Annotated in this window: 21 protein-coding genes; 12 read left to right on the top strand and 9 right to left on the bottom strand. The window is 62.7% G+C overall.

Features of this window, described 5'->3' with window-relative positions:
• Nucleotides 1–46 precede the first annotated feature (46 nt).
• Entirely contained in the window at nt 47–445 is a 399-nt protein-coding gene (locus LGH82_RS16290; RefSeq protein ID WP_227349429.1) for a hypothetical protein, read from the top strand.
• Nucleotides 446–459: 14 nt separating this feature from the next.
• Here LGH82_RS16290 and LGH82_RS16285 read toward each other — a convergent pair whose 3' ends face one another.
• Nucleotides 460–1,233: a gamma-glutamyl-gamma-aminobutyrate hydrolase family protein gene (locus LGH82_RS16285; protein ID WP_227349428.1), complete on the bottom strand. Its 774-nt coding sequence runs from the start codon at nt 1,231–1,233 to the stop codon at nt 460–462.
• A gap of 347 nt (nt 1,234–1,580) precedes the next feature.
• Here LGH82_RS16285 and LGH82_RS16280 point away from each other — a divergent pair, with 347 nt between their 5' ends.
• On the top strand, nt 1,581–2,690 hold the full coding sequence (locus LGH82_RS16280) for a TRAP transporter substrate-binding protein (protein ID WP_227349427.1): 1,110 nt from the start codon (nt 1,581–1,583) through the stop codon (nt 2,688–2,690).
• 59 nt (nt 2,691–2,749) lie between these two features.
• Here the strand turns inward: LGH82_RS16280 and LGH82_RS16275 are convergent, their stop codons facing one another.
• From LGH82_RS16275 to LGH82_RS16250, 6 genes are all read right to left on the bottom strand, one after another.
• Nucleotides 2,750–3,124, bottom strand: coding sequence for a VOC family protein (locus LGH82_RS16275; protein ID WP_227349426.1), 375 nt, complete (start codon nt 3,122–3,124; stop codon nt 2,750–2,752).
• A gap of 255 nt (nt 3,125–3,379) precedes the next feature.
• Nucleotides 3,380–4,331, bottom strand: a protein-coding gene (locus tag LGH82_RS16270) for an IS630 family transposase (protein WP_227343924.1) whose coding sequence is annotated in 2 segments (ribosomal slippage) — nt 3,380–3,988 and nt 3,990–4,331 — 951 coding nt in all. Because the reading frame shifts where the segments join, the coding sequence is not laid out codon by codon here.
• A gap of 138 nt (nt 4,332–4,469) precedes the next feature.
• Complete coding sequence (locus tag LGH82_RS16265; protein ID WP_227349425.1) at nt 4,470–5,498, bottom strand: zinc-dependent alcohol dehydrogenase family protein; 1,029 nt, start codon at nt 5,496–5,498, stop codon at nt 4,470–4,472.
• An 84-nt stretch (nt 5,499–5,582) separates the two neighbouring features.
• Nucleotides 5,583–7,364, bottom strand: coding sequence for a TRAP transporter large permease (locus LGH82_RS16260; protein ID WP_227349605.1), 1,782 nt, complete (start codon nt 7,362–7,364; stop codon nt 5,583–5,585).
• Nucleotides 7,364–7,948 carry a TRAP transporter small permease subunit gene (locus LGH82_RS16255; RefSeq protein WP_227349424.1) on the bottom strand — a complete coding sequence of 195 codons (585 nt, stop codon included), beginning with the start codon at nt 7,946–7,948 and terminating at the stop codon, nt 7,364–7,366. Before LGH82_RS16255 ends, LGH82_RS16260 begins: the two co-directional genes overlap by 1 nt.
• Nucleotides 7,949–8,215: 267 nt before the next feature.
• Nucleotides 8,216–9,121: a branched-chain amino acid ABC transporter permease gene (locus tag LGH82_RS16250; protein WP_227349423.1), complete on the bottom strand. Its 906-nt coding sequence runs from the start codon at nt 9,119–9,121 to the stop codon at nt 8,216–8,218.
• Between the two features lie 148 nt (nt 9,122–9,269).
• Here LGH82_RS16250 and LGH82_RS16245 point away from each other — a divergent pair, with 148 nt between their 5' ends.
• The 10 genes from LGH82_RS16245 (at nt 9,270) to LGH82_RS16200 (ending at nt 21,333) form a co-directional block, all read left to right on the top strand.
• Complete coding sequence (locus LGH82_RS16245; protein WP_227349422.1) at nt 9,270–9,881, top strand: CGNR zinc finger domain-containing protein; 612 nt, start codon at nt 9,270–9,272, stop codon at nt 9,879–9,881.
• A complete protein-coding gene (locus LGH82_RS16240; protein WP_227349421.1) occupies nt 9,874–10,413 on the top strand; it encodes a hypothetical protein in 540 nt (179 codons plus the stop codon). Before LGH82_RS16245 ends, LGH82_RS16240 begins: the two co-directional genes overlap by 8 nt.
• Nucleotides 10,414–10,639: 226 nt before the next feature.
• Nucleotides 10,640–14,116, top strand: a complete 3,477-nt coding sequence (locus LGH82_RS16235; protein ID WP_227349420.1) for an indolepyruvate ferredoxin oxidoreductase family protein — start codon at nt 10,640–10,642, stop codon at nt 14,114–14,116.
• 92 nt (nt 14,117–14,208) lie between these two features.
• Nucleotides 14,209–16,524: a putative bifunctional diguanylate cyclase/phosphodiesterase gene (locus tag LGH82_RS16230; protein ID WP_227349419.1), complete on the top strand. Its 2,316-nt coding sequence runs from the start codon at nt 14,209–14,211 to the stop codon at nt 16,522–16,524.
• A 149-nt stretch (nt 16,525–16,673) separates the two neighbouring features.
• Nucleotides 16,674–17,444, top strand: coding sequence for an N-acyl amino acid synthase FeeM domain-containing protein (locus tag LGH82_RS16225; RefSeq protein WP_227349418.1), 771 nt, complete (start codon nt 16,674–16,676; stop codon nt 17,442–17,444).
• A gap of 142 nt (nt 17,445–17,586) precedes the next feature.
• Nucleotides 17,587–17,733: a DUF3096 domain-containing protein gene (locus LGH82_RS16220; protein ID WP_227349417.1), complete on the top strand. Its 147-nt coding sequence runs from the start codon at nt 17,587–17,589 to the stop codon at nt 17,731–17,733.
• Nucleotides 17,734–17,906: 173 nt separating this feature from the next.
• The gene (locus LGH82_RS16215) at nt 17,907–18,131 is read left to right on the top strand and encodes an aa3-type cytochrome c oxidase subunit IV (RefSeq protein ID WP_227349416.1); all 225 of its coding nucleotides are present in this window, start codon (nt 17,907–17,909) and stop codon (nt 18,129–18,131) included.
• Nucleotides 18,132–18,216: 85 nt separating this feature from the next.
• The gene (locus LGH82_RS16210; protein ID WP_227349415.1) at nt 18,217–19,512 is read left to right on the top strand and encodes a Re/Si-specific NAD(P)(+) transhydrogenase subunit alpha; all 1,296 of its coding nucleotides are present in this window, start codon (nt 18,217–18,219) and stop codon (nt 19,510–19,512) included.
• Nucleotides 19,512–19,934, top strand: a complete 423-nt coding sequence (locus LGH82_RS16205) for an NAD(P) transhydrogenase subunit alpha (protein WP_413771455.1) — start codon at nt 19,512–19,514, stop codon at nt 19,932–19,934. Before LGH82_RS16210 ends, LGH82_RS16205 begins: the two co-directional genes overlap by 1 nt.
• Before the next feature lies 1 nt (nt 19,935).
• On the top strand, nt 19,936–21,333 hold the full coding sequence (locus tag LGH82_RS16200; protein WP_227349413.1) for an NAD(P)(+) transhydrogenase (Re/Si-specific) subunit beta: 1,398 nt from the start codon (nt 19,936–19,938) through the stop codon (nt 21,331–21,333).
• 78 nt (nt 21,334–21,411) lie between these two features.
• On the opposite strand, the gene LGH82_RS16195 is transcribed toward LGH82_RS16200, so the two are convergent.
• Complete coding sequence (locus LGH82_RS16195; RefSeq protein WP_227349412.1) at nt 21,412–22,329, bottom strand: hypothetical protein; 918 nt, start codon at nt 22,327–22,329, stop codon at nt 21,412–21,414.
• 235 nt (nt 22,330–22,564) lie between these two features.
• Nucleotides 22,565–25,036 (bottom strand): DNA topoisomerase (ATP-hydrolyzing) subunit B, encoded by a 2,472-nt coding sequence (gene gyrB / locus LGH82_RS16190; RefSeq protein ID WP_227349411.1) that lies wholly within the window; start codon nt 25,034–25,036, stop codon nt 22,565–22,567.
• Between the last annotated feature and the right edge of the window lie 30 nt (nt 25,037–25,066).

Here is a 25,066-nt window from a genome sequence, read left to right as displayed (position 1 = left end):
TTCTGTATCCTTCACTCGTGCGGGTCGCGTGCGCGGAGAAGACAGGATGCGGATACTTCCTGCATTGGTTGCGGTCGCCGCCTTGGTCGCTGGCTTCCAGTTGCTTCGCGATGTTGGCGATCAAGGCTCCGTGGGTTCTGTCGATGAAGCGCCGTCATCCGGCAATTACCGGTTGGCCGCCAATGGCGACGAAGCGGCATGCGCGGTCAGGCGCGGCGTCGAGATTTCGAAAGGCTTGTCCAAGCTCATGGTCGCTTCGGACTGCCGGCTGGTTTTCCCCGGCATGGAGCGCGCGAAATTCTGGCGAGAAAGGGATGACGGTACGGTCGCCTTCAGCACCAATGGTGTCGATCCGATCGTCACCTTCGGCGTGGCCGATGGTGAAGGCTACGAATCCTACGCGCCGGCAATGCCGCTGCTGTCGCTTGCGGCAACCGGCGAGTAGGTCTGCGTGATCGATTATTCCGCGGCAGCGCGGGCGCCGGATTTCGCCGCGGCGTGCAGGCGCACGGCGTCGCCGAAGGCGCGGAATATCTTTGCCGAGACGTTGTCCGACTTGACCCAGTATTCGGGGTGCCACTGGACGCCCACGGCGAAGGCGCGCGCATCCTTGACGGACACCGCCTCGACGGTTCCGTCGGCGGCTACAGCCTCCAGTTGCAGCTTCGGGCCAAGCCGGTCGACGGCCTGGCGGTGCACCGAATTGACCATGATGTCAACCTCGCCGAAGACGCCGGCGAGGCAGCTTCCGGGCTTGATCGTCACTTTCTGGCGAATGCCGAAGCGTTCGTCCTGACTGTCGCTTGCCGGCGCGCGATGATCGAGCGAACCCTCGCGCTCCTGGATCTCGGTGGCAAGCGTGCCGCCGAGCGCCACGTTCATCTCCTGGATGCCGCGGCAGATGGCCAGCAGCGGCACGCCGCGCTCCACGGCCCTGCGGATCAGCGGCAGTGTTGTCGCGTCGCGCGCGGGATCATACGGACCGTTGGCCTCGCTGGCATCGCCGCCATAAAGTGACGGATGCACGTTCGATTTCGAACCGGTGACCATGACGCCGTCCACGGAAGACAGCAGTTCATCGAAATCGAGCCTGTCGCCGAAGGACGGCACCAGCAACGGGAACACGCCCGCGCCCACGATCGCCGCCTCCAGATATTGCTGCGGGGCGGCATGCCAGGTGTAGTTGTCGAACTGACGGACGTCGGTCGATATGGCGACGAGCGGCTGGTGCATTTTGGATACGGTTTCCATTCAGTGGCGAAGGCTTATTCGCCTCTAAAATAGGCGATCCCAAGGCGCTTTTCCATGACAAGTTTTGGAATGACGACTGGGCCAGGGGTCACCGTTCCCGGCAGTCCGCGTAGCAGCATCCCGACCCGATCAAAAGGTCTTGCCCATCGCGTTAGACTATAGTTGCAGGAAGTGCGTCCACGCCTTGCAATTCCGCGATCCCCGCCCCGCAAATAACGCCGCGATGCTGGACTCGACTTATTGCCTGTGTATTGTCTCCGGCAAGCCGATACGGGGGGTATCGAGGATTTCCCAAACGTCGGTCTGTTGATCCAAAAGGGAGGAACTTCATGGATCGTCGTTCATTCATCCGCAAGGCCGGGACGACTGGCGTGGGAGCCGCGGCTGCCGCCACAACGCTTGCCGCGCCCGCCATTGCCCAGTCCAATCCCAAGGTGACGTGGCGCCTTGCGTCGTCTTTTCCGAAATCGCTCGACACGATCTATGGCGGCGCCGAGGTCTTCTCGAAGATGCTCTCGGATGCAACAGACGGCAACTTCCAGGTCCAGGTCTTCGCCGCCGGCGAACTGGTGCCAGGCCTGCAGGCCGCGGACGCCACTGCTGCCGGCACGGTCGAAGCCGCTCACACGGTGGCATATTATTACTGGGGCAAGGACCCGACATGGGCGCTGGGTGCGGCGGTTCCGTTCTCTCTCAACGCACGCGGCATGAATGCCTGGCACTACCATGGCGGTGGCATCGACCTGTTCAATGAATTTCTGGCCACGCAGGGTCTTTTCGGCCTGCCTGGCGGCAATACCGGCGTGCAGATGGGAGGCTGGTTCCGCAAGGAGATCAACACCGTCGCCGATCTGTCCGGCCTCAAGATGCGTATCGGCGGATTTGCCGGCAAAGTGATTGAAAGGCTAGGTGTCGTGCCGCAACAGATCGCCGGCGGCGATATCTACCCGGCGCTGGAGAAGGGCACGATCGACGCCGCCGAATGGGTTGGCCCCTATGACGACGAGAAGCTCGGCTTCTACAAGGTCGCGCCCTACTACTATTATCCCGGCTGGTGGGAAGGCGGACCGACCGTCCACCTTCTCTTCAACAAGGCGAAATACGAAGAACTTTCGCCGGCTTACAAATCGCTGGTGCGCACCGCTGCCCAGGCGACGGATGCCGATATGCTGCAGAAATACGACTATGTGAATCCGCCGGCGGTGAAGCGGCTGGTGGCGGGCGGCGCGAAATTGCGGCCGTTCAGCCAGGACATCATGGCCGCCTGCTTCGAAAAGGCCAACGAGGTCTATGCCGAGATGGAAGCCTCCAACGCGCCCTTCAAGAAGATCTGGGAATCGATCAAGGGCTTCCGCAAGGAACACTATCTCTGGGCGCAGGTGGCCGAATACAATTACGACACCTTCATGATGGTCCAGCAGCGCAAGGGCAAGCTGTAGGCGCTCTGGCTTTTCGCATTCAAAGAGACCCCGGGCTCGCGCGCCCGAGGTCTCTTTTCTCATGCGGCCGAGGAACTGACCTCCACCAGTATTCCGCCCGGCGCATGGCAGTAGAATGTGGTCGACATTGCGCCGCCACGCGTCAACTCCTGGACTTCACCCGGCGCGTGTCCCGCATCGGCCAATTCGGCGTGCTTCTCATGGACTATGTTTGGCATGTCGACGAAGAAGCCAATGTGAAAACCATCGGGATAGGAGACAGTTTCTCCTTTGCCGGGCTTCATGATGTTGAGGGCGAAGCCATCGGCTCCACTTAGGACGGCAAAGGCATTCTTGCCGCGCATGGCAACAAGTTCGAAGCCGAAATGGTTGGTGAAGAAGTCCGCAAGGGCGACGCCATCGAGGGTTACAAGATTGATATGGTTGAGTTTCATGGTCATGTCCTGTCACGAGTTGAATGCGAACAGGCGGGCCGTGGACCGTGAACCGGCAGGAACGTGACAATCGAAAATCGTGCCAAGACCCAACCGGCTCGCGGGCTGTGCCTCGCTTGCCGGCCGTGGGTCCTCCCGCATTCATGCGACGGACAGGCTTCCCCCAAAGGAAGGGAAGAGACCGGACTACCGAACCGGTCATGTCTTTTTCAGCGTGCGCTGAATAGACGATCGGCAGGCTAGAGCAGAATCTGATCATTCCGGCTCATATCCTGTTGCGGCGAAGTAGTTGGCGCACTCGGTTGGTGTGAAGCAAGGCAGTGCGGCGCTGATGGTATCCCACAATTCCGCGACGGTTCGTGCGGCGGCTTTGCGTAGAATCGATTTCAGCTTGGAAAAGGCGTTCTCGATCGGGTTGAAGTCGGGGGAATAGGGCGGGAGGAACATCATCCTTGCGCCGGTTGCTTCGATCGCCACACGGGCGGCTGCGCTTTTGTGCGCCGGCAGGTTGTCGAGGATCACGACATCGTCGGGCCGCAGCGTCGGCACGAGAACCTGCTCGACATAGGCGACAAACCATTCGCCAGTCATCGGGCCGTCCAGGACCATTGGCGCGGTCATGCCAGTGAGGCGCAGGGCGCCGGTGAACGTCGTCGTCTTCCAATGGCCATGCGGGATTGGCGATCGGCACCGCATCCCGCGCTTCGTGCGCCCCCGCAGTCGAGCCATCTTTGTCGAGGCTCCGGTCTCGTCGATGAAGACCAGATGCTCGGGATCAAGATCGGGCTGGGCGTCGAACCAGGCGTTTCGTCGCGCCGCCACGTCTGGCCGCTCCTGCTCGCTGGCGTGCGCCGTTTTTTTTTTTGAAGGTCATGGAGTGACGATCGAGAAACCGCCAGATCGTGCTCGTCGCAAACGACGCGCCATGCTCCTGTCGCAGCAACTCGGCGAGTTCGACCAGCGTGATGTCCACCCGCCTCTCGATCGCCGCCAGGATGATGTCGCGATACGCTTCAACGCGGTGGGACCGCCTGTCGCCGCCCTGCGGCTTTGCGCAGGTGGCTCCGGTCTCGCGCCATTCCCGGACCCAACGCACCGAGCTTGCCGCCGCCACGCCAAATCGCGCCGCTGCCGCCCGTCGCGACAGGCCGCCATCAACCGCTGCGACCACCCGAGCCCGCAAATCTTCCGATAAGGATTTCGCCATGCCATGCCGGCCTCCGAATCCAGCAGATATGCTGAATCAGATTTCCAATCCCAACGAAACCCCTATCGATTCTATCCGCTCGGATTTTGCTCTAGCGGCAAGCCGGCGGCCGACGGACCCGCCAGGAGACAGGGCATCTCAGGTCCGGTTGGGCACCACCAGCACCTTGACTTCACCGGCCGCCGGCGGATTGGCGATCACCACCGGAGCCTCCTCGAGCGTCACCTGCCTGGAGATCAGCCGGTCGATCTCGATGGCGCCGGAGGCGATGAGATCGGCGGCGCGTCGGTGCGTGAAGGGGTTGAGGAAAGAACCCAGGATTTTCAGTTCGCGGAACAACAGGTCGAAGGGTTCGATCTCCACCTTCATGCCCTGCGGCATCACGCCGACAATCACCACCGTGCCGCCGGCTCTCGCCAGCCGCATCGACTGCTCGACGGTTTCCCTCACGCCGGCGCATTCCAGCACCACGTCGACGCCGCCCGGCGCCAGGCCTGATGGCCCGATCACCGTATCGAAAAAATCGGCGGCATTGGGATCGACCGTCGCCGTGGCACCCAGTTCTTCGGCGAGGGCCCGGCGCGAGGCCTGGCGGGTCGACAGAATGATGGTCGAAGCCCCGGCAAGTCTCGCCAGTTGCACGGTGAGCAACCCGATCACGCCGCCGCCGAGCACGGCGACCGAGGAGCCGGGCCTGATGCCCGCGAGGTCGACGCCATGCAGGCAGCAGCCAAGCGGCTCGCAGAAGGCGCCATGCGTTGGCTTCAGGCCAGCTGGCAGGAGGAAGGCCTGTTTCCGGGGCAGGGCAAGATACTCGGCAAAGCCGCCGTCGCGATGGATGCCGATGGCTTGCAAATTGCCGCACAGATTGACCCTTCCAGCATGACAATGCGAGCAGCGGCCGCAGGCGATGTTGGGGTCGCCGGTGACGCGGTCACCGACGGCAAAGCCGGAGACCGCGGGTCCGGTTGCCTCGACGATGCCGGAGAATTCATGGCCCAGCGTAACCGGCGGCCGGCAGGGAAATTCACCGTGGAACAGATGCCGGTCGGTGCCGCAGACGCCGCAGGCTTCGATCCGCACCAGAAGCTCATCAGCCCCGATGGAGGGCTTGCCGACGTCGTGCATGGCGATGCTGCCGACCGCCTCCAGGCGTACCGCTTTCATGACTGTCACCTCTTGGCGCATGGCCCGAAATCAGGACGCTACAGCTTGCGTTGCGCGACTGGAAGGACGCCTGGCGTCATGACCTCAATTGAAACTTGGCGGCTGGGACAGATCGGTGGCCGGCGCCTCTGGCTTGGCCGGCGGTGTCTCGCCAAAGCTTGGCGGCTGTGACAGGTCAGGTGCCGCACCATCATTGGCCGGTGCCGGGCTGCCATTGACGGGTGGCGTCCCCGCTGGCGACAGGCCCAGGCCCGGCACTTCCGGGACCTGGTAGTCGATCCCGCTTGGATCGACCGTCGCGCCCTTGTAGTGCATCACCATCTGCGGGAAGGCGATGGTCAGCCCGATCATGACCACCTGGATGCCGACGAAAGGCACCGCGCCCCAATAGATCTGGCCTGTGGTGATCGGCTGGATCGTCTTGCCGGTGAGGCGGTCGAGATACGGCACGCGGGCGGCGACCGAGCGCAGGTAGAACAGCGCAAAGCCGAACGGCGGATGCATGAAGCTGGTCTGCATGTTGACGCCCAGCAGCACGCCGAACCAGATCAGATCGATGCCGAGCTTTTCGGCCGCAGGCGCCAGCAGCGGCACGATGATGAAGGCGAGTTCGAAGAAATCGAGGAAGAAGGCCAGGAAGAAGATGAGGATGTTGACGCCGATCAGGAAGCCGACCTCGCCGCCCGGCAGCGAGGTCAGCAGATGCTCGACCCAGATCTGCCCGTTGACGCCGTAGAATGTCAGCGAGAAGACGCGAGCACCGATCAGGATGAACAGCACGAAAGATGACAGCCGTGTCGTCGAGGCCAGCGCCTGCCTGACCACATCCAGCGACAGCCGGCCCTTCATCGCGGCCATGGCCAGCGCTCCGACGGCACCCATGGCGCCGCCCTCGGTTGGTGTGGCGATGCCGAGGAAGATCGTGCCGAGCACCAGGAAGATTAGTGCCAGCGGCGGGATCAGCACGATGATGACCTGCTGCGCCAGCCGCGACATCAGGTTGAAGTTCAGGCGCCTGTCGGCGATCGCGACGAGATAAATGAAAATCACGCCGACGCTGCCGCCGAGGATGTCGGCATTGTCGCCATGCGCCGGCGCCAGGTAGCGGTAGGCGGCGTAGGAAACGATGATGGCCGCCGCCAGCGCCACCAGCAGCGACAGGACGCCATGGCCAAGCGTGCGCGCCTCCAGCGGCAGCGCCGGCATCGACTTCGGCCGGATGATCGACATGATCAGGATGTACAGCGCGTAGAGGCTGGTCAGCACCAGGCCGGGTATCAATGCGCCCGCATACATGTCGCCGACGGAACGGCCGAGCTGGTCGGCGAGCACGATCAGCACCAGCGACGGCGGGATGATCTGGGCCAGCGTGCCCGAGGCGGCGATGACGCCGGACGCCAGCCTGCGGTCATAGCCGTAGCGCAGCATGATCGGCAGCGAGATCAGCCCCATGGCTATGACCGAGGCGGCCACCACGCCGGTGGTCGCCGCGAGCAGCGCGCCGACTAAGATCACCGCATAGGCGAGGCCGCCGCGAATGGGGCCGAACAGCTGTCCGATCGTGTCGAGCAGGTCTTCCGCCATGCCGGACCGTTCGAGCACGATGCCCATGAAGGTGAAGAAGGGGATGGCCAGCAGCGTGTCGTTGGACATCACCCGGCTGCCGTAGAAATTGTCCGGAAGCGCGTAGAGGAGCGGCCAGTCCAGATTGATCGCGCCGCCTGAATACGGTGTCAGCAGGACGCCGATGAAGAAGAACAACAGGCCGTTTGCCGCAAGCGAGAAGGCGACTGGGTAGCCGATCAGCATGAACAGGATCAGCGAGATGAACATGATCGGCGCCATGTTCTGGGCGATGAACTCCATCACGGGCGCACCTCTTCGGCGAGCGCCTTGGCTTCGAGTTCGGCCTGCTCATGCGCGGAAATGAACGGATTGGGATCATCCATCAAACCGCGCATGATGGCGATCTTCTTGATGATCTCGGAGATGCCCTGGAGTGCCAGCAGGAAAAACCCCACCAGCAGGATCGCCTTCGCCGGCCAGACGATCAAGCCGCCGGCATTTGTCGACATCTCGCCGCTGCGCAACGACAGGGACACATAAGGCACGAAATAGAACACCATCAGCGTCACGAATGGCATCAGGAAGAAGGCGTGGCCGAGAAGGTCGATCCAGTGCTGCACGCGCCTCGGAAACATGCCGTAGACGATGTCGATGCGGATATGCTCGTTCTGCTTGAGCGTATACGCGGCGGCGAGCATGAAGGCGGCGCCGAACAGATACCATTGCAGTTCGAGCCACGCATTCGACGACATGTCGAACACCTTGCGGATGATCGCGTTGCAGGCGCTGACCAGGATCGCCAGCAGGATCAGCCAGGAAACCCATTTGCCGATGAATTCATTCATACGGTCAATGGCTCTGGATAGAGCGAGAAGCCCTGCCATGCATTCCTCCCCCCGATGGCAAAGGCGCGCCGATCTCCCAGTTTTTTCGAAGCGCCTCCGTGGCCTAACGGTATGCCGTGCGTGGTCCGGCGGGTCAACACGGGATGGGCGCCGTCATGGCGAGATGAAAGTGGAAAGGCTTCTGGATCCGAAAGCCGAAATTGACTGTCCGGTCGGTGATCGTCAGCAAATCAAGGGACCGCGGCGTCCGTCCGCGTCCGAAACAATGCTCGGGGCCGCGGGCCGCATGCAACGAAAGTCTGATGCTCAGGCGATCTTGCCCTGGTCGCGGCCGGCGCCGATCAGCACCAGCATGGCGACGAGGAACAGATACATCCACGCGTCGCGCCATTCGACCGGAAAATAGCCAGCCCACAGCGATTCGGCCATGCCGAAGGCGGCCGCGCCGAGTGCCGCTCGCGACGGCGACATGTATCCGCCGACCGCCGTCACGAACAGGATCTTCAGTCCGTAGACCAGGCCGGAGCCGAAGCTGACATTACCGTAGTAGAGACCTGCCAATATCCCAGCCAATGCGGCACAGAGGCCGCCATAGAGCACCGCGCCGCGGAAGGTCGCGCGCACGTCGACGCCGCACATGGCCGCCGCCCTGGGGTCGTCGGACACGGCGCGCCAGCGTCGGCCGAAGCTCGATCGGGCGAATGCCCAGGTGGCGAGCGCGATGGTCGAAAGCGCCACCGCGCAGTCGAGCAACTGGATGAGTGTCAGCGTCGCCTTGAAGCTTGCATCCTGCGCGAAGGCGATTGGGTACGCCAGCATTGGCGGCAACCACAGGTCATGGGTATCGGCGGCGATGCGGCTTGCCTCCGACAGAACCAGCAATATGCCCAGCGTGGTGACCACGATCGCGTTGGGCGTTCGATCGGCCAGCGGCTCGAAGACGCTGCGCGACAGCACGCGGCTGATCAGCGCCGCGTAAAGGAACGCCGCGACAATGCCGAACGCCACAGCGGCCAGCAATGTCAACCAAAGCACCTGATAAGCGAAGACCGCGGCCAGGATCATGGTCTGGCCGCAGAAGGCGAACAGCGCGCCATAGGCGAGGTTGGTGCGATGCAGGAGGCCGTTGGTCAGCACATAGCCGAAAGCAAGCAAGGCGTAGAGCGCGCCGGAATGCAGTCCGTTCAGAACCTGCTGGAAAAAATACAGCATGCAAAACCCTGCGAGCATGTCACCCCAAAGTGCGCAGCGATTTTGGGGTGACATGCTCGGAACAAAGGCAGCGGAGGCTGCGCTTGCAGGAAGATTTGCATTGTGGAATCTAACTTGTCAAATGCGATTTATCGGTTAGATTTCGGGCATGACGGTATCCTGGACCCCGCATCGCTTCACCGGTGGCCTGCTGGCGCTCGACACGGCCAACACGGTCGTGCTGCGAGGCGATCCGGAAAAGACCTTCGATCGTTTCGACGATCCGCACGAGATCGCTCGTTTCGCCGACGCGGCAAGCGGCTTTCGCACCACCGAACTTGGTGGCAGGCAGCTTGATGCGCAGTCGCCGCAAGCCATCGCGCCGGTCGTGATCTCGATCCGTGAGACGACTGACCGGCTGTTTCGGGGCGCGGTGTCGAAGGGTGCTGTCGCCACCGGCGATCTGCCGGGCTTCCTGCAAGCCTGTGCCGATGGGCTTGCCGGCAGCAGGACCGAAATCGGCGCGCCGGGAAGACCGTTCGGCGACCCGGCGACACCGATCGCCTTCGAGGCGGCGCTGGCGGTGTCGGCCCTGTCGCTGCTGCGTGACGATACGGTCGCAAGGCTGAGGATCTGTCCCAACTGCACCTGGCTGTTCGTCGACAGGAGCCGCAACTCCAGCCGGCTATGGTGCGACATGGCGGTGTGCGGCAACCGCCAGAAGGCCAGCCGTCATTATCGCCGCCGCCGCGGCACGCCCAATGAGGTGAGCAATGCCTAGATTTCCGTCGCGCTCGATCCTCGTGGGTTTCGCTCTTGCCGCGGCGTTGGCGCTCGGCGCTTGCCGCGACACGGGCAAGGAGGGCGAAGGCAAGCTGTTCGAGATTTCCGGCAAGATATTCGTCTTCAACTACCGTCTCGCGCGGGCGACCTATGTGGTGACGCTGAGGCCCTTGCAGCCCATGGGTGAGGGCCAGATGGCAGTCGCCAGCTTCCAGAACCCGGCCGGCGGCGCGCCGTTTGTGGTCGAGCAGAAAGTATGGCCCAAGCTCGACAAGGTGTCGCTGGAGAGCCCGGCGCTGACCTGCGTTGTCAAGGACAAGCCCTATGCGATCGCCATCAGCATCAAGGGTCCCGATGGTGCGGTGCTTCAGAAGATCGACACCACGCTGATGTCGACCGAGGACCAGTCGATCATTCCCGACCGGCCCCTGGTCATCGACCAGCTCTATACGGCCAATCCCGACCTTGCCGGCCATCCCGATGGCAAGCTTCCCGGCGAACCCAAGCCCGATTGCTCGAAGGGCTTGTGAGGCGCAGCGGCCCACCTATCCATACCGCGCAGAAATTTTCGTGCGTCACGGTGACATCGGCTGAACGATTTCATACGTAGGCATCGAGCCGGTCGGTCTGTTCGTTGCGCTTTGTCTGGCACCTGCGATTTTGTTTGACCTGCCCGGCAAGGGGATAAACACTGCGCCATTCGACCCCGACGTTGGCTGCTTGACCCCCGCGCGGCCTCCGCAGAGGAAATACCTGATGACGCTGCATGACGTCGCGCTCGACGACAAGTTCGACCTGGGGAAGGAGCGCATCTTCCTTTCCGGCGCGCAGGCGGTCATCCGCATGCTGTTGATGCAGCGCGAGCGCGACCGCCGCGCCGGCCTGAATACGGCCGGTTTCGTCTCCGGCTATCGCGGCTCGCCGCTAGGCGGCCTCGACCTGCAGCTTTGGAAAGCCAAGAAGCAGCTTGCCCAGGCGGATATCGTCTTCCAGCCCGGCCTCAATGAGGAGCTCGCGGCCACGGCCTGCTGGGGCTCGCAGCAGGCCGAATTGATGGGAGAAGGCACCCATGACGGTGTCTTCTCGGTCTGGTACGGCAAGGGACCGGGTGTCGACCGCTCCGGCGACGTGTTCCGCCACGCCAATCTCGCCGGGTCGTCGAAACATGGCGGCGTGCTTGCCCTGATGGGCGACGATCACATGGCCGAATCCTCGACCAATGCGCACGCCACGGAATTCCTGTTCGTCGACACGATGGTGCCGATCCTCAATCCGGCCGGTGTCCAGGAGATCATCGACTATGGGCTCTACGGCTTCGCCATGTCGCGCTTCGCCGGTACCTGGGCGGCGATCAAATGCGTCAAGGACAACATCGAATCGACAGCCTCGGTCGACGCCTCGATGGAGCGGCTGAACATCGTCGATCCCGAGTTCGACATGCCGCCCGGCGGGCTCAACATCCGCAACGAGATCGACATGCTCGGCCAGGAAGAGCGGCTGCACGAGTACAAGCGCGCCGCCGCTTCCGCCTTCATCCATGCCAACGCCTTGAACAGAACGGTCTATTCGGGCGGCCGCAACCCGAAGCTTGGCATCATCACCATCGGCAAGAGCTATCTCGATGTCCGCCAGGCGCTGGACGACATCGGCGTCGATGAAGCGGCGGCCAACCGCATCGGCATCCGGCTGTTCAAGGTCGGCTGCCCATGGCCGCTCGACCTGCGGCATATCGCCGACTTCGCCCGCGGCCTCGACACCATCGTCGTCGTAGAGGAGAAGCGCTCGCTGATCGAGGTGCAGCTGCGCGAAAGCCTCTACGGCACCGCCATGCAGCCGGTCATCGTCGGCAAGAAGGACGAACGCGGCGACTGGCTGTTTCCGGCCAAGGGCGCGCTTGATCCCAACGAGATCGCCATCGCGCTTGGCGACAGGATCGTCAGGACCATCGGTTCGTCGGAAGAGATTTCGGCGCGGGTGGCAAAGCTGCGCCAGTTCCAGGCGATGCTGGCCGACACCACCGACATCGGTTCGCGCACGCCGTTCTTCTGTTCCGGCTGCCCGCACAATTCCTCGACCAAGGTGCCGGACGGCTCGATCGCCGCCGCCGGCATCGGCTGCCATTTCATGGCGCTGTGGATGGACCGCAACACCGTCGGCTTCACCGCCATGGGCGGCGAGGGCGCGCAATGGGTCGGCCAGGCGCCGTTCTCGAAGCGCGACCACATCTTCCAGAACCTCGGCGACGGCACCTATAACCACTCCGGCACGCTGGCGATCCGTTTCGCGCTGTCGACCGACGCCAACATCACCTACAAGATCCTCTACAACGACGCCGTCGCCATGACCGGCGGCCAGCCGCACGAAGGCGGCCTGACCGTCGACATGATCGCGAGGCAGGTGCGCGCCGAGGGCGTCGACCGCATCGCCATCGTCACCGACGAGCCGGATAAATATTCAGGCAAGGCGGAATTCCCCGCCGGCGCCACCATCCATCACCGTGATGACCTCGACATCGTCCAGCGCGAATTGCGCGACGTGAAGGGCGTTTCGGTGCTGCTCTACGACCAGACCTGCGCCGCCGAAAAACGCCGCCGCCGCAAGCGAGGCACCTTTCCCGATCCCGACAGGCGCGTCTTCATCAACGAACTCGTCTGCGAAGGCTGCGGCGATTGCGGCGTGCAGTCGAATTGCGTCTCGATCCAGCCGGTCGAGACCGAGTTCGGCCGCAAGCGCAAGATCGACCAGTCGAGCTGCAACAAGGATTTCTCCTGCGTCAACGGCTTCTGCCCATCCTTCGTCACGGTGCATGGCGCCAAGATCAGGAAGGCCGAAGGCATTGCCGGCAAGGCCAATCCGCTCGACGGCGTGCCCACGCCCGCTGAATTCCCGCTCGGCGAACAGGGTTGGGCGGCGATCATCGACGGCGTTGGCGGCACCGGTGTCGTCACCGTCGGCGCTGTGCTCGGCATGGCCGCGCATCTCGAGGACAAAGGTTGCGGCATGATCGACATGGCCGGCCTCGCCCAGAAGGGCGGCTCGGTGTTCACCCATGTCCGCATCGCCCGCACGCCCGACGATATCAACGCCATCCGCGTATCGGCCGGCAAGGCCGATCTCGTGCTTGGCTGCGACCTCGTCGTCTCCGGCGCCAAGAAGGTGCTCGGCGCGGTCCGCGAGGGCCACACCATATTCGTCGCCAACACCGCCGAGATCATGCCCGGCGAATTTACCCGTTCCGCCGATTTCTCGCTGCCTGTAGAACGCCTGAAGAAGGCGATCCGCACTGCCGCCGGCGAAGACAAGGCGCATTTCTTCGACGCCACCCGCACCGCCGCCACGCTGTTCGGCAATTCGCTTGGCGCCAACATGTTCATGCTCGGCTTTGCCTTCCAGCACGGCGGGCTGCCGCTGTCGGCCGAGGCGGTCGAGAAGGCGATCGGACTCAACGGCGAGGCCGTGGCGATGAATATCTCGGCGTTCCGCTGGGGTCGTCGCGCCGCCCATCAGCCGGATTTCGTGCGCGGCCTCGTTGCCCAGCCGGGTAAGTCCGCGCAGACACCTGTCGCCGAGACGCTGGACGACATCATCGCCCGGCGTGTCGCCTTCCTGACCGCCTATCAGAACGCCGCCTATGCCAAGCGCTACGCTGGCCGGTTGGCTGCGCTGCGCGCCGCCGAAGCCAAGGCCGTGCCGGGCTCGACCGTGGTGAGCGAGGCCGCGGCGAGGAACCTTTTCAAGCTGATGGCGATCAAGGACGAATACGAGGTGGCGAGGCTCTATACCGACGGCTCCTTCGTCGCCGAGTTGGGCAAGCAGTTCCAGAGCTACGACAAACTCGAATTCCATCTCGCGCCGCCGATCATGGGCAGGCGCGGCAATGACGGCAAGCCTAGGAAATCCAGCTTCGGACCATGGATGATGAAGGGGTTTCGCGTGCTGGCGGCGATGAAGGCCCTTCGCGGCACGGCCTTCGACCTGTTCGGCTACAGCGCCGAACGCCGCATGGACCGCCAGCTTCTCGCGCGATATGAGGCGGATCTGGATCTGGTCGGCGGCGCGCTCGTGCCCGCCAAGATCGAGGCGGCGACGGCACTGGTCTCCGTGCCCGCGCTCATTCGCGGTTACGGCCATGTCAGGCAGGCTTCGGTGGCAAGCGTCGAAGGCGAGCGCCGGCGCCTTCTCGAACGTTTCAGGGCGTCGGTAAAGCCAACTGAGCTGCAGGCGGCGGAATAGCTGGAAATCACGGAGAAATCAGGCTTTTCAGCTGATACTAAAGGTTTTTTAATGGGCCTGTGCCAAGGCTGGGGTTCAGTTGGGCACCAGTAATGGGCAGAACAAAGACCGATAACATCCCCGCGGATGTTTATATCCAGTTTGTGCGGTCGTTGTTCGACAACGCGCACATGCTGGTGATTGGCGCCGTTTGCCACGCGACGGTCAGCCTCATGGTGTACTGGCGCAATGGCCAGCCCGTCTTCCTGTTTCTTGCCGGTGCTCTGCTTGGTATCGGTGTCTGGCGCTATTTCGGCCTGCGGCGGTTCCACACGTCGGGCGGTGTCATACGCGATGCGCTCGACGCGGTGCGGTGGGAACGCGAATACGTCCTGAAGGGCAGCATTCAGGGCCTGATCCTGGGGTTTTTCTGCTTCATTTCCATCTACTGGTACTCGGATTCCTATGCCGAGATCGGGGCGCTTGCGATTACACTCGGATCGCTCGTCACGGTCGTAGGGCGCAACTACGGTTCGCCCCGCATGGTCATGATTTTTGCCGTGACCTTTGTGGGGCCGATAGCGGCGGCCCTCATTCTGAGGCTCGACATACCTCATGTTGTGCTCGGCCTGCTCATCGTCCCATTCATGTTCATCATCAAGGGCAGCGCCGACCATGTGCGCGATGTCCTGTTCTCGGCCGTTGTCGGGCACAAGCAAGCAAGACAGATCGCACAACGCTTTGACCGTGCTTTGAACACGATGCCTCACGGCCTCGTCATGCTTGGCCCGGACGGCAAGGTGGTTGTCGGCAATGCCGAAGCCGCGCATTTGATGTCGCTGAAATCTCCCGATGCACTGCTTGGGCGTTCGATCCATTCGTTGCTCATGCGTGGCGTCGCCGGCGGCATGCTGGCCCCGAAGGAATGCCGCTATATCGAGGCGCAGCTCACGCGCGCGCTTCGCGAGGGGCGAGACCGCAAGGTCCTTGTTTCGTTTTCCAATGGCCAGCACTACGAGTTCTCAGCGCGCGAAGGCAGCCAGGAACTGGGGGTCATCACCTTCGAGGACGTGACGGCTCGCGTCGAAGCGGAAGAAAAGATCCGCTTCATGGCGCGTTACGACAGCCTCACCGGCCTGCCAAACCGTGCCTATTTCCACGAGCTGGTCGGCGAAAGCATGGCTTCCGGCGACCGGGACCGCCTTTGTGCGCTCGCCGTGGTCGATCTTGACGACTTCAAGAGCGTCAACGACACGCTCGGTCACCCGGTCGGTGACGGATTGATCTACGCTGTCGCCGAACGGCTTGCCGCCATCGCGGGCCAGGACATCAATGTCAGCCGCTTTGGCGGCGACGAGTTCATGATCTTCTTCGATAGGATCGAAGACGAAACCCACCTGGCCGGGCTGCTCGACGACATCTTTGCCGGCTTGCAGGGCGATGTGGATGTCGCCGGCCATGTTCTGCGCATACAAGCAAGCGTGGGCGCCGTACTTTCGCGGGTAGCGGTCACCGATGTCGATGAGATGATCGTCAAGGCGGACCTGGCGCTCTACAAGGCCAAGGAACTGGGCAAGAACAACTGGCGGCTGTTCGAGGCTTCGATGGACGCGGCTTTCCGCAATCGCCAGCTGATGAAGGCGGACCTGCGCAGCGCCGTGGAAAGCAAGGGGCTACGGGTGGTCTATCAGCCGATCGTCGCGATGAGCACGATGCGGATCGCCAGTTGCGAGGCGTTGTGCCGATGGGATCATCCCGATCTCGGGCCGATCTCGCCGAGCATCTTCATCCCGCTGGCCGAGGAAATGGGCATCATCTCCGAGATCAGCACCTTCGTCCTTCAGGCGGCGTGCACCGAATGCGCCAAATGGCCCGATCAGACCAGCGTCTCGGTCAATCTCTCCGCCAAGGACTTCCGCAATCGCGACGTTGTCCAGAAGGTTAGCGACGCGCTCGCTGGTTCCGGCCTTGCCGCGGGTCGCCTGGAAATCGAGGTCACCGAAACGGCGCTCCTCGACGACAAGTCGCTGACGCGTCAGTATATCGAGGAGCTGAAGCAGCTTGGCGTGCGCATCGCCCTCGATGATTTCGGCACCGGCTATTCAAGCCTGAGCTATCTGCACAAGCTGCCGCTCGACAAGATCAAGATCGACCGGTCGTTCCTGATGGACGTCACGCAGAACAGCCGTTCTCTGGAACTGCTGAAGGGTATCGTCAACCTGTCACGGCCGCTGGGCCTTTCAGTCACCGTCGAAGGCGTCGAAACCTTCGAACAGCTGAAGATCCTGGCCCAGCAGGTCAAGCCGGACCTGGTCCAGGGCTTCCTGTTCGGTGCGGCGCTTAGCGCATCGGGCATCCGGACGATGTCCAACGTTACGTGGCCGTTCGCCGCCGAGCTGAAACCGGTCGTGAAGCTCGCCAAAAACTAGCCCTTATGTGAGGTGGAACAGTCATTGCGTCTCGGTCGGCGTCGCCTTGTTGTTAACGTTAATATTCAGTAAACGGAAAAGATGGGAATTTTACTTCTGGTTCTTCCGTGCGTTCGCTATTGTTGTCCTGTGGCGGGGTGAAGGGACACATGGACACGCAACAGCTAGGCTTGGCCCGAGCGGCTTCGAAGACGACACCTCCATCCTCATCCGGTTTCTCGCGCCACGTCATGGACGTTCTGGAGCACATCGAGTACCGGCTTTGCGATAGCGGTGAGGATTTGGAAGCGATCTATCGGCTTCGTTACAATTCCTATGTCCATGCAGGCATGGTGAAGCCAGACGCCTCTCGCATGGTCAAGGACAAGTTCGACGATCTGCCCAATTCCTACCGCTTCGGCGTGTTCTTCGACGGAGCCCTGGTGAGCACCATCAGGATTCACTATGCGAGCGCGAAATACTCTGTTTCACCCAGCACCGATGTCTTTGGCGACGTGCTGGCACGCCGGTTGTCGGCTGGAGAAACTTTCGTCGACCCCAGCCGCTTCGCGGCCGATCTTGAATGGTCGACCAGCCTGCGTGTCCTGCCTTATGTAACTCTGCGGCTTGCCGTAGTGGCCTGCAATAAATTCAAGGCTACTTATTGCCTGACCGCGATCAAGGAAGAACATTCCAGTTTCTACCAGCGTATATTCCGTTCCGAACAGGCCGTTCCGCCCCGTACCTACCCGGGACTCACCGTGCCGGTGCATCTGTTCCAGTCGAAATGTTCCGAAAACATGGAGGCCACGCTGGATCGTTTCCCGTTCTTCCAATCCACGGCCTTCGAACAGCGAATGCTGTTTCATCGGCCGGCCAATGGTGAACTTGCGCCGCTGACTATTTTGCCCACCGCCAAGTACTTCAGCGAAGCCGCCTGACATCCGAGATTTTTGGGCTCGCGCATGGAGCTTTCCGGCTCGTCCGGCGTTCTGGTGGCGGCAGCAGCGTGAAAGACGCATCGGGTTGCCATGGAACAGCTTCGGCCAGGGCCTCTGGCCGCGCAATTGGAAGGATTCCGGCATGCACATCTCCACGCTCGCGCTCACCCCGCTCATCTCGCTGATCGCCGGCGTGCTGATCCTGGTGATGCCTCGTCTGCTGAACTATATCGTCGCGCTCTACCTCGTCGTCGGTCTGATTGGTTTGTTTCCGCATCTCGCCGGCTGACAAGCGCCGGGCTGGCGCGGCGGACTTGTCCCAAAGGCATCGCGCACGATTGCCGGCAGCCGGTTTAAACTTTCCCTTGAGACAGTTCTCCGCAGCAATGCGGCAATAGCGCCATTGCCCTTGGCTCGGCTTTTCGCTATGTGCCTGAATGATGTCTTCGAAGGGGTATTCCTATGGCTGATCACTCGCCGACCGGTCCTGTCGAACTGGGCGCGAAGATGGACTATGCCGAGCACGACCGCACCTATGCGGGCTTCCTCGTGCTGGCCAAATACGGGTCGCTTTTTTGCGCGGCCCTTCTCATAGCGATGGCTTTCGGCTTCTTCGCGGCCGGCTTCTTTTCGGCGCTTATCCTGTTCGTCCTGATCCTGGCCGTCGGCGCCTTCATTCTCCGATAGGTTTTCCAGCCTCTCTATCCAGGGCGCTGCCGGAATACCGGCTGGCGCCTTGTGGCAACTAGGTTCCAGCCGAAAGGATCATGCGGTGGGACAGACGGTTTTCATTCCTCGTGAACTCGATGCGAACGAACCCCGCGTTGCGGCCTCGCCGGATACGGTGAAGCGGCTGGCAGGCCTGGGCTTCGACGTGATTGTCGAAACCGGCGCGGGGACGAGGTCGCGCATTCCCGATGAGGATTTCGCCAAGGCGGGAGCCACAATCGGCAAGGCCGCCGATGTCGCCAAGGCCGACGTGGTGCTGAAAGTGCGCCGGCCAACGGATGCCGAGCTGAAGGGCTACAGATCCGGTGCTGCGGTCATCGCCATCATGGATCCCTATGGCAATGATGCGGCCGTCGCCGCTCTCGCCAAGGCCGGTGTCACCGCCTTCTCGATGGAATTCATGCCGCGCATCACGCGCGCCCAGTCGATGGACGTGCTGTCTAGCCAAGCCAACCTTGCCGGCTATCAGGCGGTGATCGACGGCGCCTCGGAATATGACCGGGCGCTGCCAATGATGATGACGGCGGCGGGCACGGTCCCGGCAGCGAAGGTCTTCATCATGGGCGTCGGCGTCGCCGGCCTGCAGGCGATCGCCACCGCGCGCCGCCTCGGCGCGGTCGTCACAGCCACCGACGTTCGCCCCGCCGCCAAGGAACAGGTCGCCTCGTTGGGCGCGAAGTTCCTGGCGGTCGAGGACGAGGAGTTCAAGGCGGCCGAGACGGCCGGCGGCTACGCCAAGGAAATGTCCAGGGAATACCAGGCCAAGCAGGCGGCACTGACCGCCGAGCACATCGCCAAGCAGGACATCGTCATCACCACGGCGCTGATTCCCGGTCGCCCCGCGCCGAAGCTGGTGTCGGCGGCCATGGTCGCCTCGATGAAGCCGGGCTCGGTGCTCGTCGATCTCGCGGTAGAGCGTGGCGGCAATGTAGAGGGCGCTGTGCCGGGGCAGGTGATTACCACGGCCAACAATGTGAAGATCGTCGGCCACCTGAATGTGCCCGGCCGTATCGCCGCATCCGCCTCGCTGCTTTACGCCAAGAACCTTTTCACCTTCGTCGAAACGATGGTCGACAAGACCACGAGGACACTTGCCATCAATCGCGACGACGATTTGGTCAAGGCAACGATGCTGACCGACGGCGGCAAGGTCGTGCACCCCGCCTTTGCCAAGGCGGCCGAGCAGCCCCATGTCGAGCCGGCCGCGATCCCGGCCAAGACGATGGTCGCCGATGCCTCGCCCCAGCCTGCGAATAAATCGGCCTCGCCAAAGAAACCTGCCGCGCCCAAATCGGCCGCGACCAAGTCTACCTCGTCCAAGCCCAAGGGGATTGCGTGATGGATCAGACCCTGCAGAAAGCCCTCGATCAACTGGACCAGGCAAGTGCCGCCGTCCGGCTCGCGGTCCACAATCTGGCCAATACGCCAGGCACCGAGGCGGCCGGTGATGCCGCGCACGCGCTGTCGGGCGGTGCCATCGATCCCTTCGTCTTCCGCTTCGCCATTTTTATCCTGGCTATCTTCGTCGGCTACTATGTCGTCTGGTCCGTCACGCCGGCCCTGCACACGCCGCTGATGGCCGTCACCAACGCCATCTCGTCCGTCATCGTCGTCGGCGCGCTGCTAGCGGTCGGCATCTCGGCGTCCGGCATTGCCACCGGCTTCGGCTTCGTTGCGCTGATGCTGGTGTCCGTCAACATCTTCGGCGGCTTCCTCGTCACCCAGCGCATGCTGGCGATGTACAAGAAGAAGGACAAGTGACGTGAACGCCAACTTCGCCTCCTTCCTCTATCTGGTTTCCGGCGTATTGTTCATCATGGCGCTGCGCGGCCTGTCGCACCCGACCACCAGCCGCCAGGGCAACATGTACGGCATGATCGGCATGGCCATCGCCATTGCCACGACGCTGGCGCTGGCAACGCCTTCGCTGGAAGGTCTCGGCCTGATCGTGCTTGGCCTGGCGATCGGCGGTTCAGTCGGCGCGGTCACCGCACGGCGCATCGCCATGACCTCGATGCCGCAACTGGTCGCCGCCTTCCATTCGCTCGTCGGCCTTGCCGCCGTCATGGTTGCGGCTGCCGCCATCTATGCGCCGACCAGCTTCGGCATCGGCGAAGTCGGCGCCATCCACGCCCAGGCGCTGGTCGAGATGAGCCTTGGCGTCGCCATCGGCGCCATCACCTTCACCGGCTCGGTCATCGCCTTCCTCAAGCTCGACGGCCGCATGTCCGGCAAGCCGATCATGATCGGCGGCCGTCACTTCATCAACGCCGCGCTGGGCATCGCCCTGGTGGTGCTGATCGTGCTGCTCGTCACCACGCAGAGCTATGCGGTGTTCTGGCTGATCGTCATCGCTTCGCTGGCGCTCGGCGTGCTGCTGATCATTCCGATCGGCGGCGCCGACATGCCCGTCGTCGTCTCGATGCTCAACTCCTATTCGGGTTGGGCCGCGGCCGCACTCGGCTTCACGCTTGGCAATCTGGCGCTGATCATCACCGGCGCGCTGGTCGGCTCGTCCGGCGCGATCCTGTCCTACATCATGTGCAAGGGCATGAACCGCTCCTTCATCTCCGTCATCCTCGGCGGCTTTGGTGGCGAGACGGCTGCTGCCACCGACGACGGCATCGAGCGCACGGTCAAGCAGGGTTCGGCTGACGATGCCGCCTACCTGATGATGAACGCGCAGAAGGTCATCATCGTGCCGGGCTACGGCATGGCGGTGGCCCAGGCGCAGCACGCGCTGCGCGAACTGGCCGACAAGCTCAAGGCCAACGGCGTCGACGTGAAATACGCCATCCACCCGGTCGCCGGCCGCATGCCCGGCCACATGAACGTGCTGCTCGCCGAAGCCAACGTGCCCTATGACGAGGTGTTCGAACTCGAGGACATCAACTCCGAGTTCGCGCAGGCCGATGTCGCCTATGTCATCGGCGCCAACGACGTCACCAATCCTTCCGCGCGGGACGACAAGTCCTCGCCGATCTACGGCATGCCGATCCTCGACGTCGACAAGGCGCGGACCTGCCTGTTCGTCAAGCGTTCGCTCGGCTCCGGCTATGCCGGCATCGACAACACGCTGTTCTACAAGGACGGCACCATGATGCTGCTCGGCGACGCCAAGAAGATGACGGAAGAAATCGTCAAGGCCATGGATCACTGATCCGGTCCAGCCCGGACATTCCACCAAAAAAGCCCGGCCTTGCGGCCGGGCTTTGTTTTTGAACCGGAGCAGATTGGTTCAGCGGCTGGTGATGAACAGCGCTTCGTCGTCATCGCGCTGCCTGCCGCCCAGTGCCGCGGCCGCACTGGCGATGAAGGCGCCTATGACCAGGGACAGCGCGCCGAGCAGGGCAAAGGTCGCGCCGCCTTTCCTGGCGGTGTCTGCGGCCTGCTTGGCCTTGACCTTGGCGTCCTGAACCTTGGCCAGGATCGCATCGACCCGCGCCTTGGCATCGGCTTCCGAAAGGCCCGTACGAGCGCCGACCAGCTGTGACAGATAGGTCTTGTCATCGGCCGAAACCTCGCCTGCCGCCGCACCCGCGATCAGGATGCGTGACGCCTGCGATGCGGCCGCCGCGTCATTCTGTGGATTGCCGGCGGCGAGCTTGCTGGCATCAGCCGGACGGAACAGCGAATCCACCAGATAGGATGTCGCATTGTCGGCTGAAGCACCGCTGACATTCGAAGACGCTCCCGCGGACGCACCCATCGCGGCCCCCGAAGCAACGGTCGAGACGGCTTGCACGCCGGAGCCCAGTACCGATGACAGTGCGGAACCAAGCACACCAACAACAAGCAGGGTTGCCAGTGCCCAGGCGAGGAAGCCGTGGGCGGTGTCGCGGAAGTAGACTTCATCGGTATGAATGCCGACCCATTTGGTACGCAAGCGTCCTGCAAGGTAGCCGCCGACGCCGGACGACAGCCATTGAACGATGATCAGCCAGATCGCGGTGGAGACCGCGAAGGTCGTGATCGACGCGCCTGAACCTGACCATGGCGAAACCATGGTCAACCCAAGCCCCGAGCCAAGCAGCATCAGGATGAAAGTCAGAGTCGAGGCCGCGAACGCGCCAGCAATGATCGGTCCCCAACTGACGGCGGGTGAAGAGGATTCGGTAGTGGCGGAAATATCGACGGCCGATAGGGTGGACTGCATAAAATCCCCCTATCGTACGAACAGCATGATGAGAATGATGATTGGAATCGGAATCCCGAGCAACCAGAGCAAAATGCCGCGTCCCATGAAGGCCTCCTGTGAGAAATCGTGATCGATGTTGTCACAATGTCTTGGATGAGCTTCTGTTCCGACAGGTCCTCAAATGATTTTGCTGCGGTAGAAACGACATTGGCGCGCCGGGGGCGCGCCAATGTCTCAAAACGACGATGTTGTCTCAGATATCCAGATTGGCGACCGACAGCGCGTTTTCCTGGATGAATTCGCGCCTCGGCTCGACTTCGTCGCCCATCAGCCGCGAGAACAGCGAGTCCGCATCGGTGGCGTCATTGACCCTGACCTGCAGCAGCGAGCGCACATTCGGGTCGAGCGTGGTTTCCCAGAGCTGCTCGGCGTTCATCTCGCCAAGACCCTTGTAGCGCTGCATGGTCAGGCCCTTGCGGCCGGTCGCGAAGACAGCGTTGAGCAGCGCCAAAGGTCCCGAGATCGTTTCGGAGACGTCCTTGCGACGCAGCACCGGCGGCACGTCGTAGACCTCGGTGAGGCGTGGTGCGTAGCGGTCGAGTTGGCGCGCATCGGCCGAATTGATCAGCCCGAGATCCAGATGCGCGTATTCCTTGACGCTGCGCACCGTACGTTCGAACACATAGCCGCCGGTCCCCTCGTTCGAGGTCGACATGCGGCCGGTCCAGCCGCGTTCGGTGTCCTCGGCGATGATGTCTAGCCGCTTGGCGACGCGCTCGGCCATGGCGTCGGCGCGGCCGAGGTCGGCAAACACGTCCGGGTTGAGGCCACCGGCGATCGCGGCCTGCTCGACCACGCCTCTGTTGTAGCGCGTGTGCAGTCCGTTGATCAGCTGGCGCACGGCCAGCGCATCGTCGATGGCGCCGCGCAAGTCATGGCCGACCCTGACCTCGCCCGAGCCAAGCGTCAGCGAGGCTTCCTCCAGCCCTGAGCCGATCAGGAATTCCTCGAAGGCGCTCTCGTCCTTGATGTATTGCGAACTCTTGCCACGCGTCACTTTGTAAAGCGGCGGCTGGGCGATGTAGAGATGGCCGCGCTCGATCAGCTCCGGCATCTGCCGGAAGAAAAAGGTGAGCAGCAAGGTGCGGATGTGGGCGCCGTCGACATCGGCGTCGGTCATCAGGATGATCTTGTGGTAGCGCAGCTTGTCGGCGTTGAACTCGTCCTTGCCGATCGAAGTGCCAAGCGCGGTGATCAGAGTGCCGATCATCTCGGAGCCGAGCATGCGGTCAAAACGAGCCCGCTCGACATTGAGGATCTTGCCGCGCAGCGGAAGGATGGCCTGGTTCTGGCGCGATCGGCCGCCCTTGGCCGAGCCACCGGCGGAGTCACCCTCGACGATGAATATCTCGGATTTCGCCGGGTCGCGTTCCTGGCAGTCGGCCAGCTTGCCGGGCAGCGAGGTGATGCCAAGCGAGCTCTTGCGTGTGATGTCGCGCGCCTTGCGCGCGGCTTCACGGGCGGCCGCCGCCTGGATCACCTTGTCGATGACCACCTTGCCCTCGGACGGGTGTTCTTCCAGCCAGGTGCCGAGCGCCTCGTTGACGAGCCCTTCCACCACCGGGCGGACTTCCGACGAGACCAGCTTGTCCTTGGTCTGCGAGGAGAATTTCGGGTCGGGAACCTTGACCGAAAGCACGGCCGTCAGCCCCTCGCGGCAATCGTCGCCGATGAGCCCGACCTTTTCCTTCTTGGTCAGGCCAGAGGATTCTCCATAGCCGGTGATCTGGCGTGTCAACGCACCGCGGAAACCGGCCAGGTGGGTGCCGCCGTCGCGCTGCGGGATGTTGTTGGTGAAGGCAAGCACGTTCTCGTGGTAGCTGTCGTTCCACCACATCGCGACTTCGACGGTGATGCCGTCACGCTCGGCCTTGATGGCAATCGGCTTGTCGATCAGCGGTTTCTTGACGCGGTCGAGATATTTGACGAACTCCTCGAGCCCTCCGTCATAATGCAGCTCATGGCGAACGACGTCGGCATGGCGCGCGTCGGTCAGCACGATGCGCACGCCGGAGTTCAGGAAGGCCAGTTCGCGCAGCCGGTGCTCCAGCGTGCCGAAGTCGAACTCCACCATGGTGAAGGTCTCGGCCGACGGAAAGAACGTGATCTCGCTGCCGCTACGCCCTTCGTTGGTGCCAGCCGTCTTGTTTTGTTCATAGGTACCGGTCGCCTTCAGCGGCGCGTCGGCATTGCCATGGGTGAAGCTCATCTCGAAGATCTGGCCGTTGCGGCGGATTTTTAGCCACAGCCAGGCGGACAGCGCGTTGACCACCGAGACACCGACGCCGTGCAGGCCGCCGGACACCTTGTAGGAATTCTGGTCGAATTTGCCGCCGGCGTGCAGCTGCGTCATGATCACTTCGGCGGCCGAAATGCCTTCGCCAGTGTGGATATCGGTCGGAATGCCCCGCCCGTTGTCGATGACCGTCACCGAGCCGTCGGGGTTGAGCGTTACGCTGACGAGGTCCGCATGGCCGGCGAGCGCCTCGTCGATGGCGTTATCGACCACCTCATAGACCATATGGTGAAGGCCCGAACCATCGTCGGTATCGCCGATATACATGCCGGGCCGTTTGCGCACGGCATCCAACCCCTTCAAAACCTTGATGGAATCGGCGCCGTATTCGGCTTCAGCGCCGTTGGCGTTGTCTGTCTGGTCGCTCATGAAAACCTGTTGTCTTGATGCCGCTTTTGC

It is taken from the genome of Mesorhizobium sp. PAMC28654 (assembly GCF_020616515.1).
Lineage (GTDB): Bacteria > Pseudomonadota > Alphaproteobacteria > Rhizobiales > Rhizobiaceae > Mesorhizobium.
Note: the sequence above shows the minus strand (reverse complement) of the source record. Positions and strands in the feature narration are given on the sequence as shown.

Bases quoted from the DNA above. Each gene is read 5' to 3' on its own strand.
- LGH82_RS16290 (WP_227349429.1), top strand. From the start codon at position 47: ATGCGGATACTTCCTGCATTGGTTGCGGTCGCCGCCTTGGTCGCTGGC.
- LGH82_RS16285 (WP_227349428.1), bottom strand. From the start codon at position 1,233: ATGCACCAGCCGCTCGTCGCCATATCGACCGACGTCCGTCAGTTCGAC.
- LGH82_RS16280 (WP_227349427.1), top strand. From the start codon at position 1,581: ATGGATCGTCGTTCATTCATCCGCAAGGCCGGGACGACTGGCGTGGGA.
- LGH82_RS16275 (WP_227349426.1), bottom strand. From the start codon at position 3,124: ATGAAACTCAACCATATCAATCTTGTAACCCTCGATGGCGTCGCCCTT.
- LGH82_RS16265 (WP_227349425.1), bottom strand. From the start codon at position 5,498: ATGAAAGCGGTACGCCTGGAGGCGGTCGGCAGCATCGCCATGCACGAC.
- LGH82_RS16260 (WP_227349605.1), bottom strand. From the start codon at position 7,364: ATGGAGTTCATCGCCCAGAACATGGCGCCGATCATGTTCATCTCGCTG.
- LGH82_RS16255 (WP_227349424.1), bottom strand. From the start codon at position 7,948: ATGGCAGGGCTTCTCGCTCTATCCAGAGCCATTGACCGTATGAATGAA.
- LGH82_RS16250 (WP_227349423.1), bottom strand. From the start codon at position 9,121: ATGCTGTATTTTTTCCAGCAGGTTCTGAACGGACTGCATTCCGGCGCG.
- LGH82_RS16245 (WP_227349422.1), top strand. From the start codon at position 9,270: ATGACGGTATCCTGGACCCCGCATCGCTTCACCGGTGGCCTGCTGGCG.
- LGH82_RS16240 (WP_227349421.1), top strand. From the start codon at position 9,874: ATGCCTAGATTTCCGTCGCGCTCGATCCTCGTGGGTTTCGCTCTTGCC.
- LGH82_RS16235 (WP_227349420.1), top strand. From the start codon at position 10,640: ATGACGCTGCATGACGTCGCGCTCGACGACAAGTTCGACCTGGGGAAG.
- LGH82_RS16230 (WP_227349419.1), top strand. From the start codon at position 14,209: ATGGGCAGAACAAAGACCGATAACATCCCCGCGGATGTTTATATCCAG.
- LGH82_RS16225 (WP_227349418.1), top strand. From the start codon at position 16,674: ATGGACACGCAACAGCTAGGCTTGGCCCGAGCGGCTTCGAAGACGACA.
- LGH82_RS16220 (WP_227349417.1), top strand. From the start codon at position 17,587: ATGCACATCTCCACGCTCGCGCTCACCCCGCTCATCTCGCTGATCGCC.
- LGH82_RS16215 (WP_227349416.1), top strand. From the start codon at position 17,907: ATGGCTGATCACTCGCCGACCGGTCCTGTCGAACTGGGCGCGAAGATG.
- LGH82_RS16205 (WP_413771455.1), top strand. From the start codon at position 19,512: ATGGATCAGACCCTGCAGAAAGCCCTCGATCAACTGGACCAGGCAAGT.
- LGH82_RS16195 (WP_227349412.1), bottom strand. From the start codon at position 22,329: ATGCAGTCCACCCTATCGGCCGTCGATATTTCCGCCACTACCGAATCC.
- gyrB (WP_227349411.1), bottom strand. From the start codon at position 25,036: ATGAGCGACCAGACAGACAACGCCAACGGCGCTGAAGCCGAATACGGC.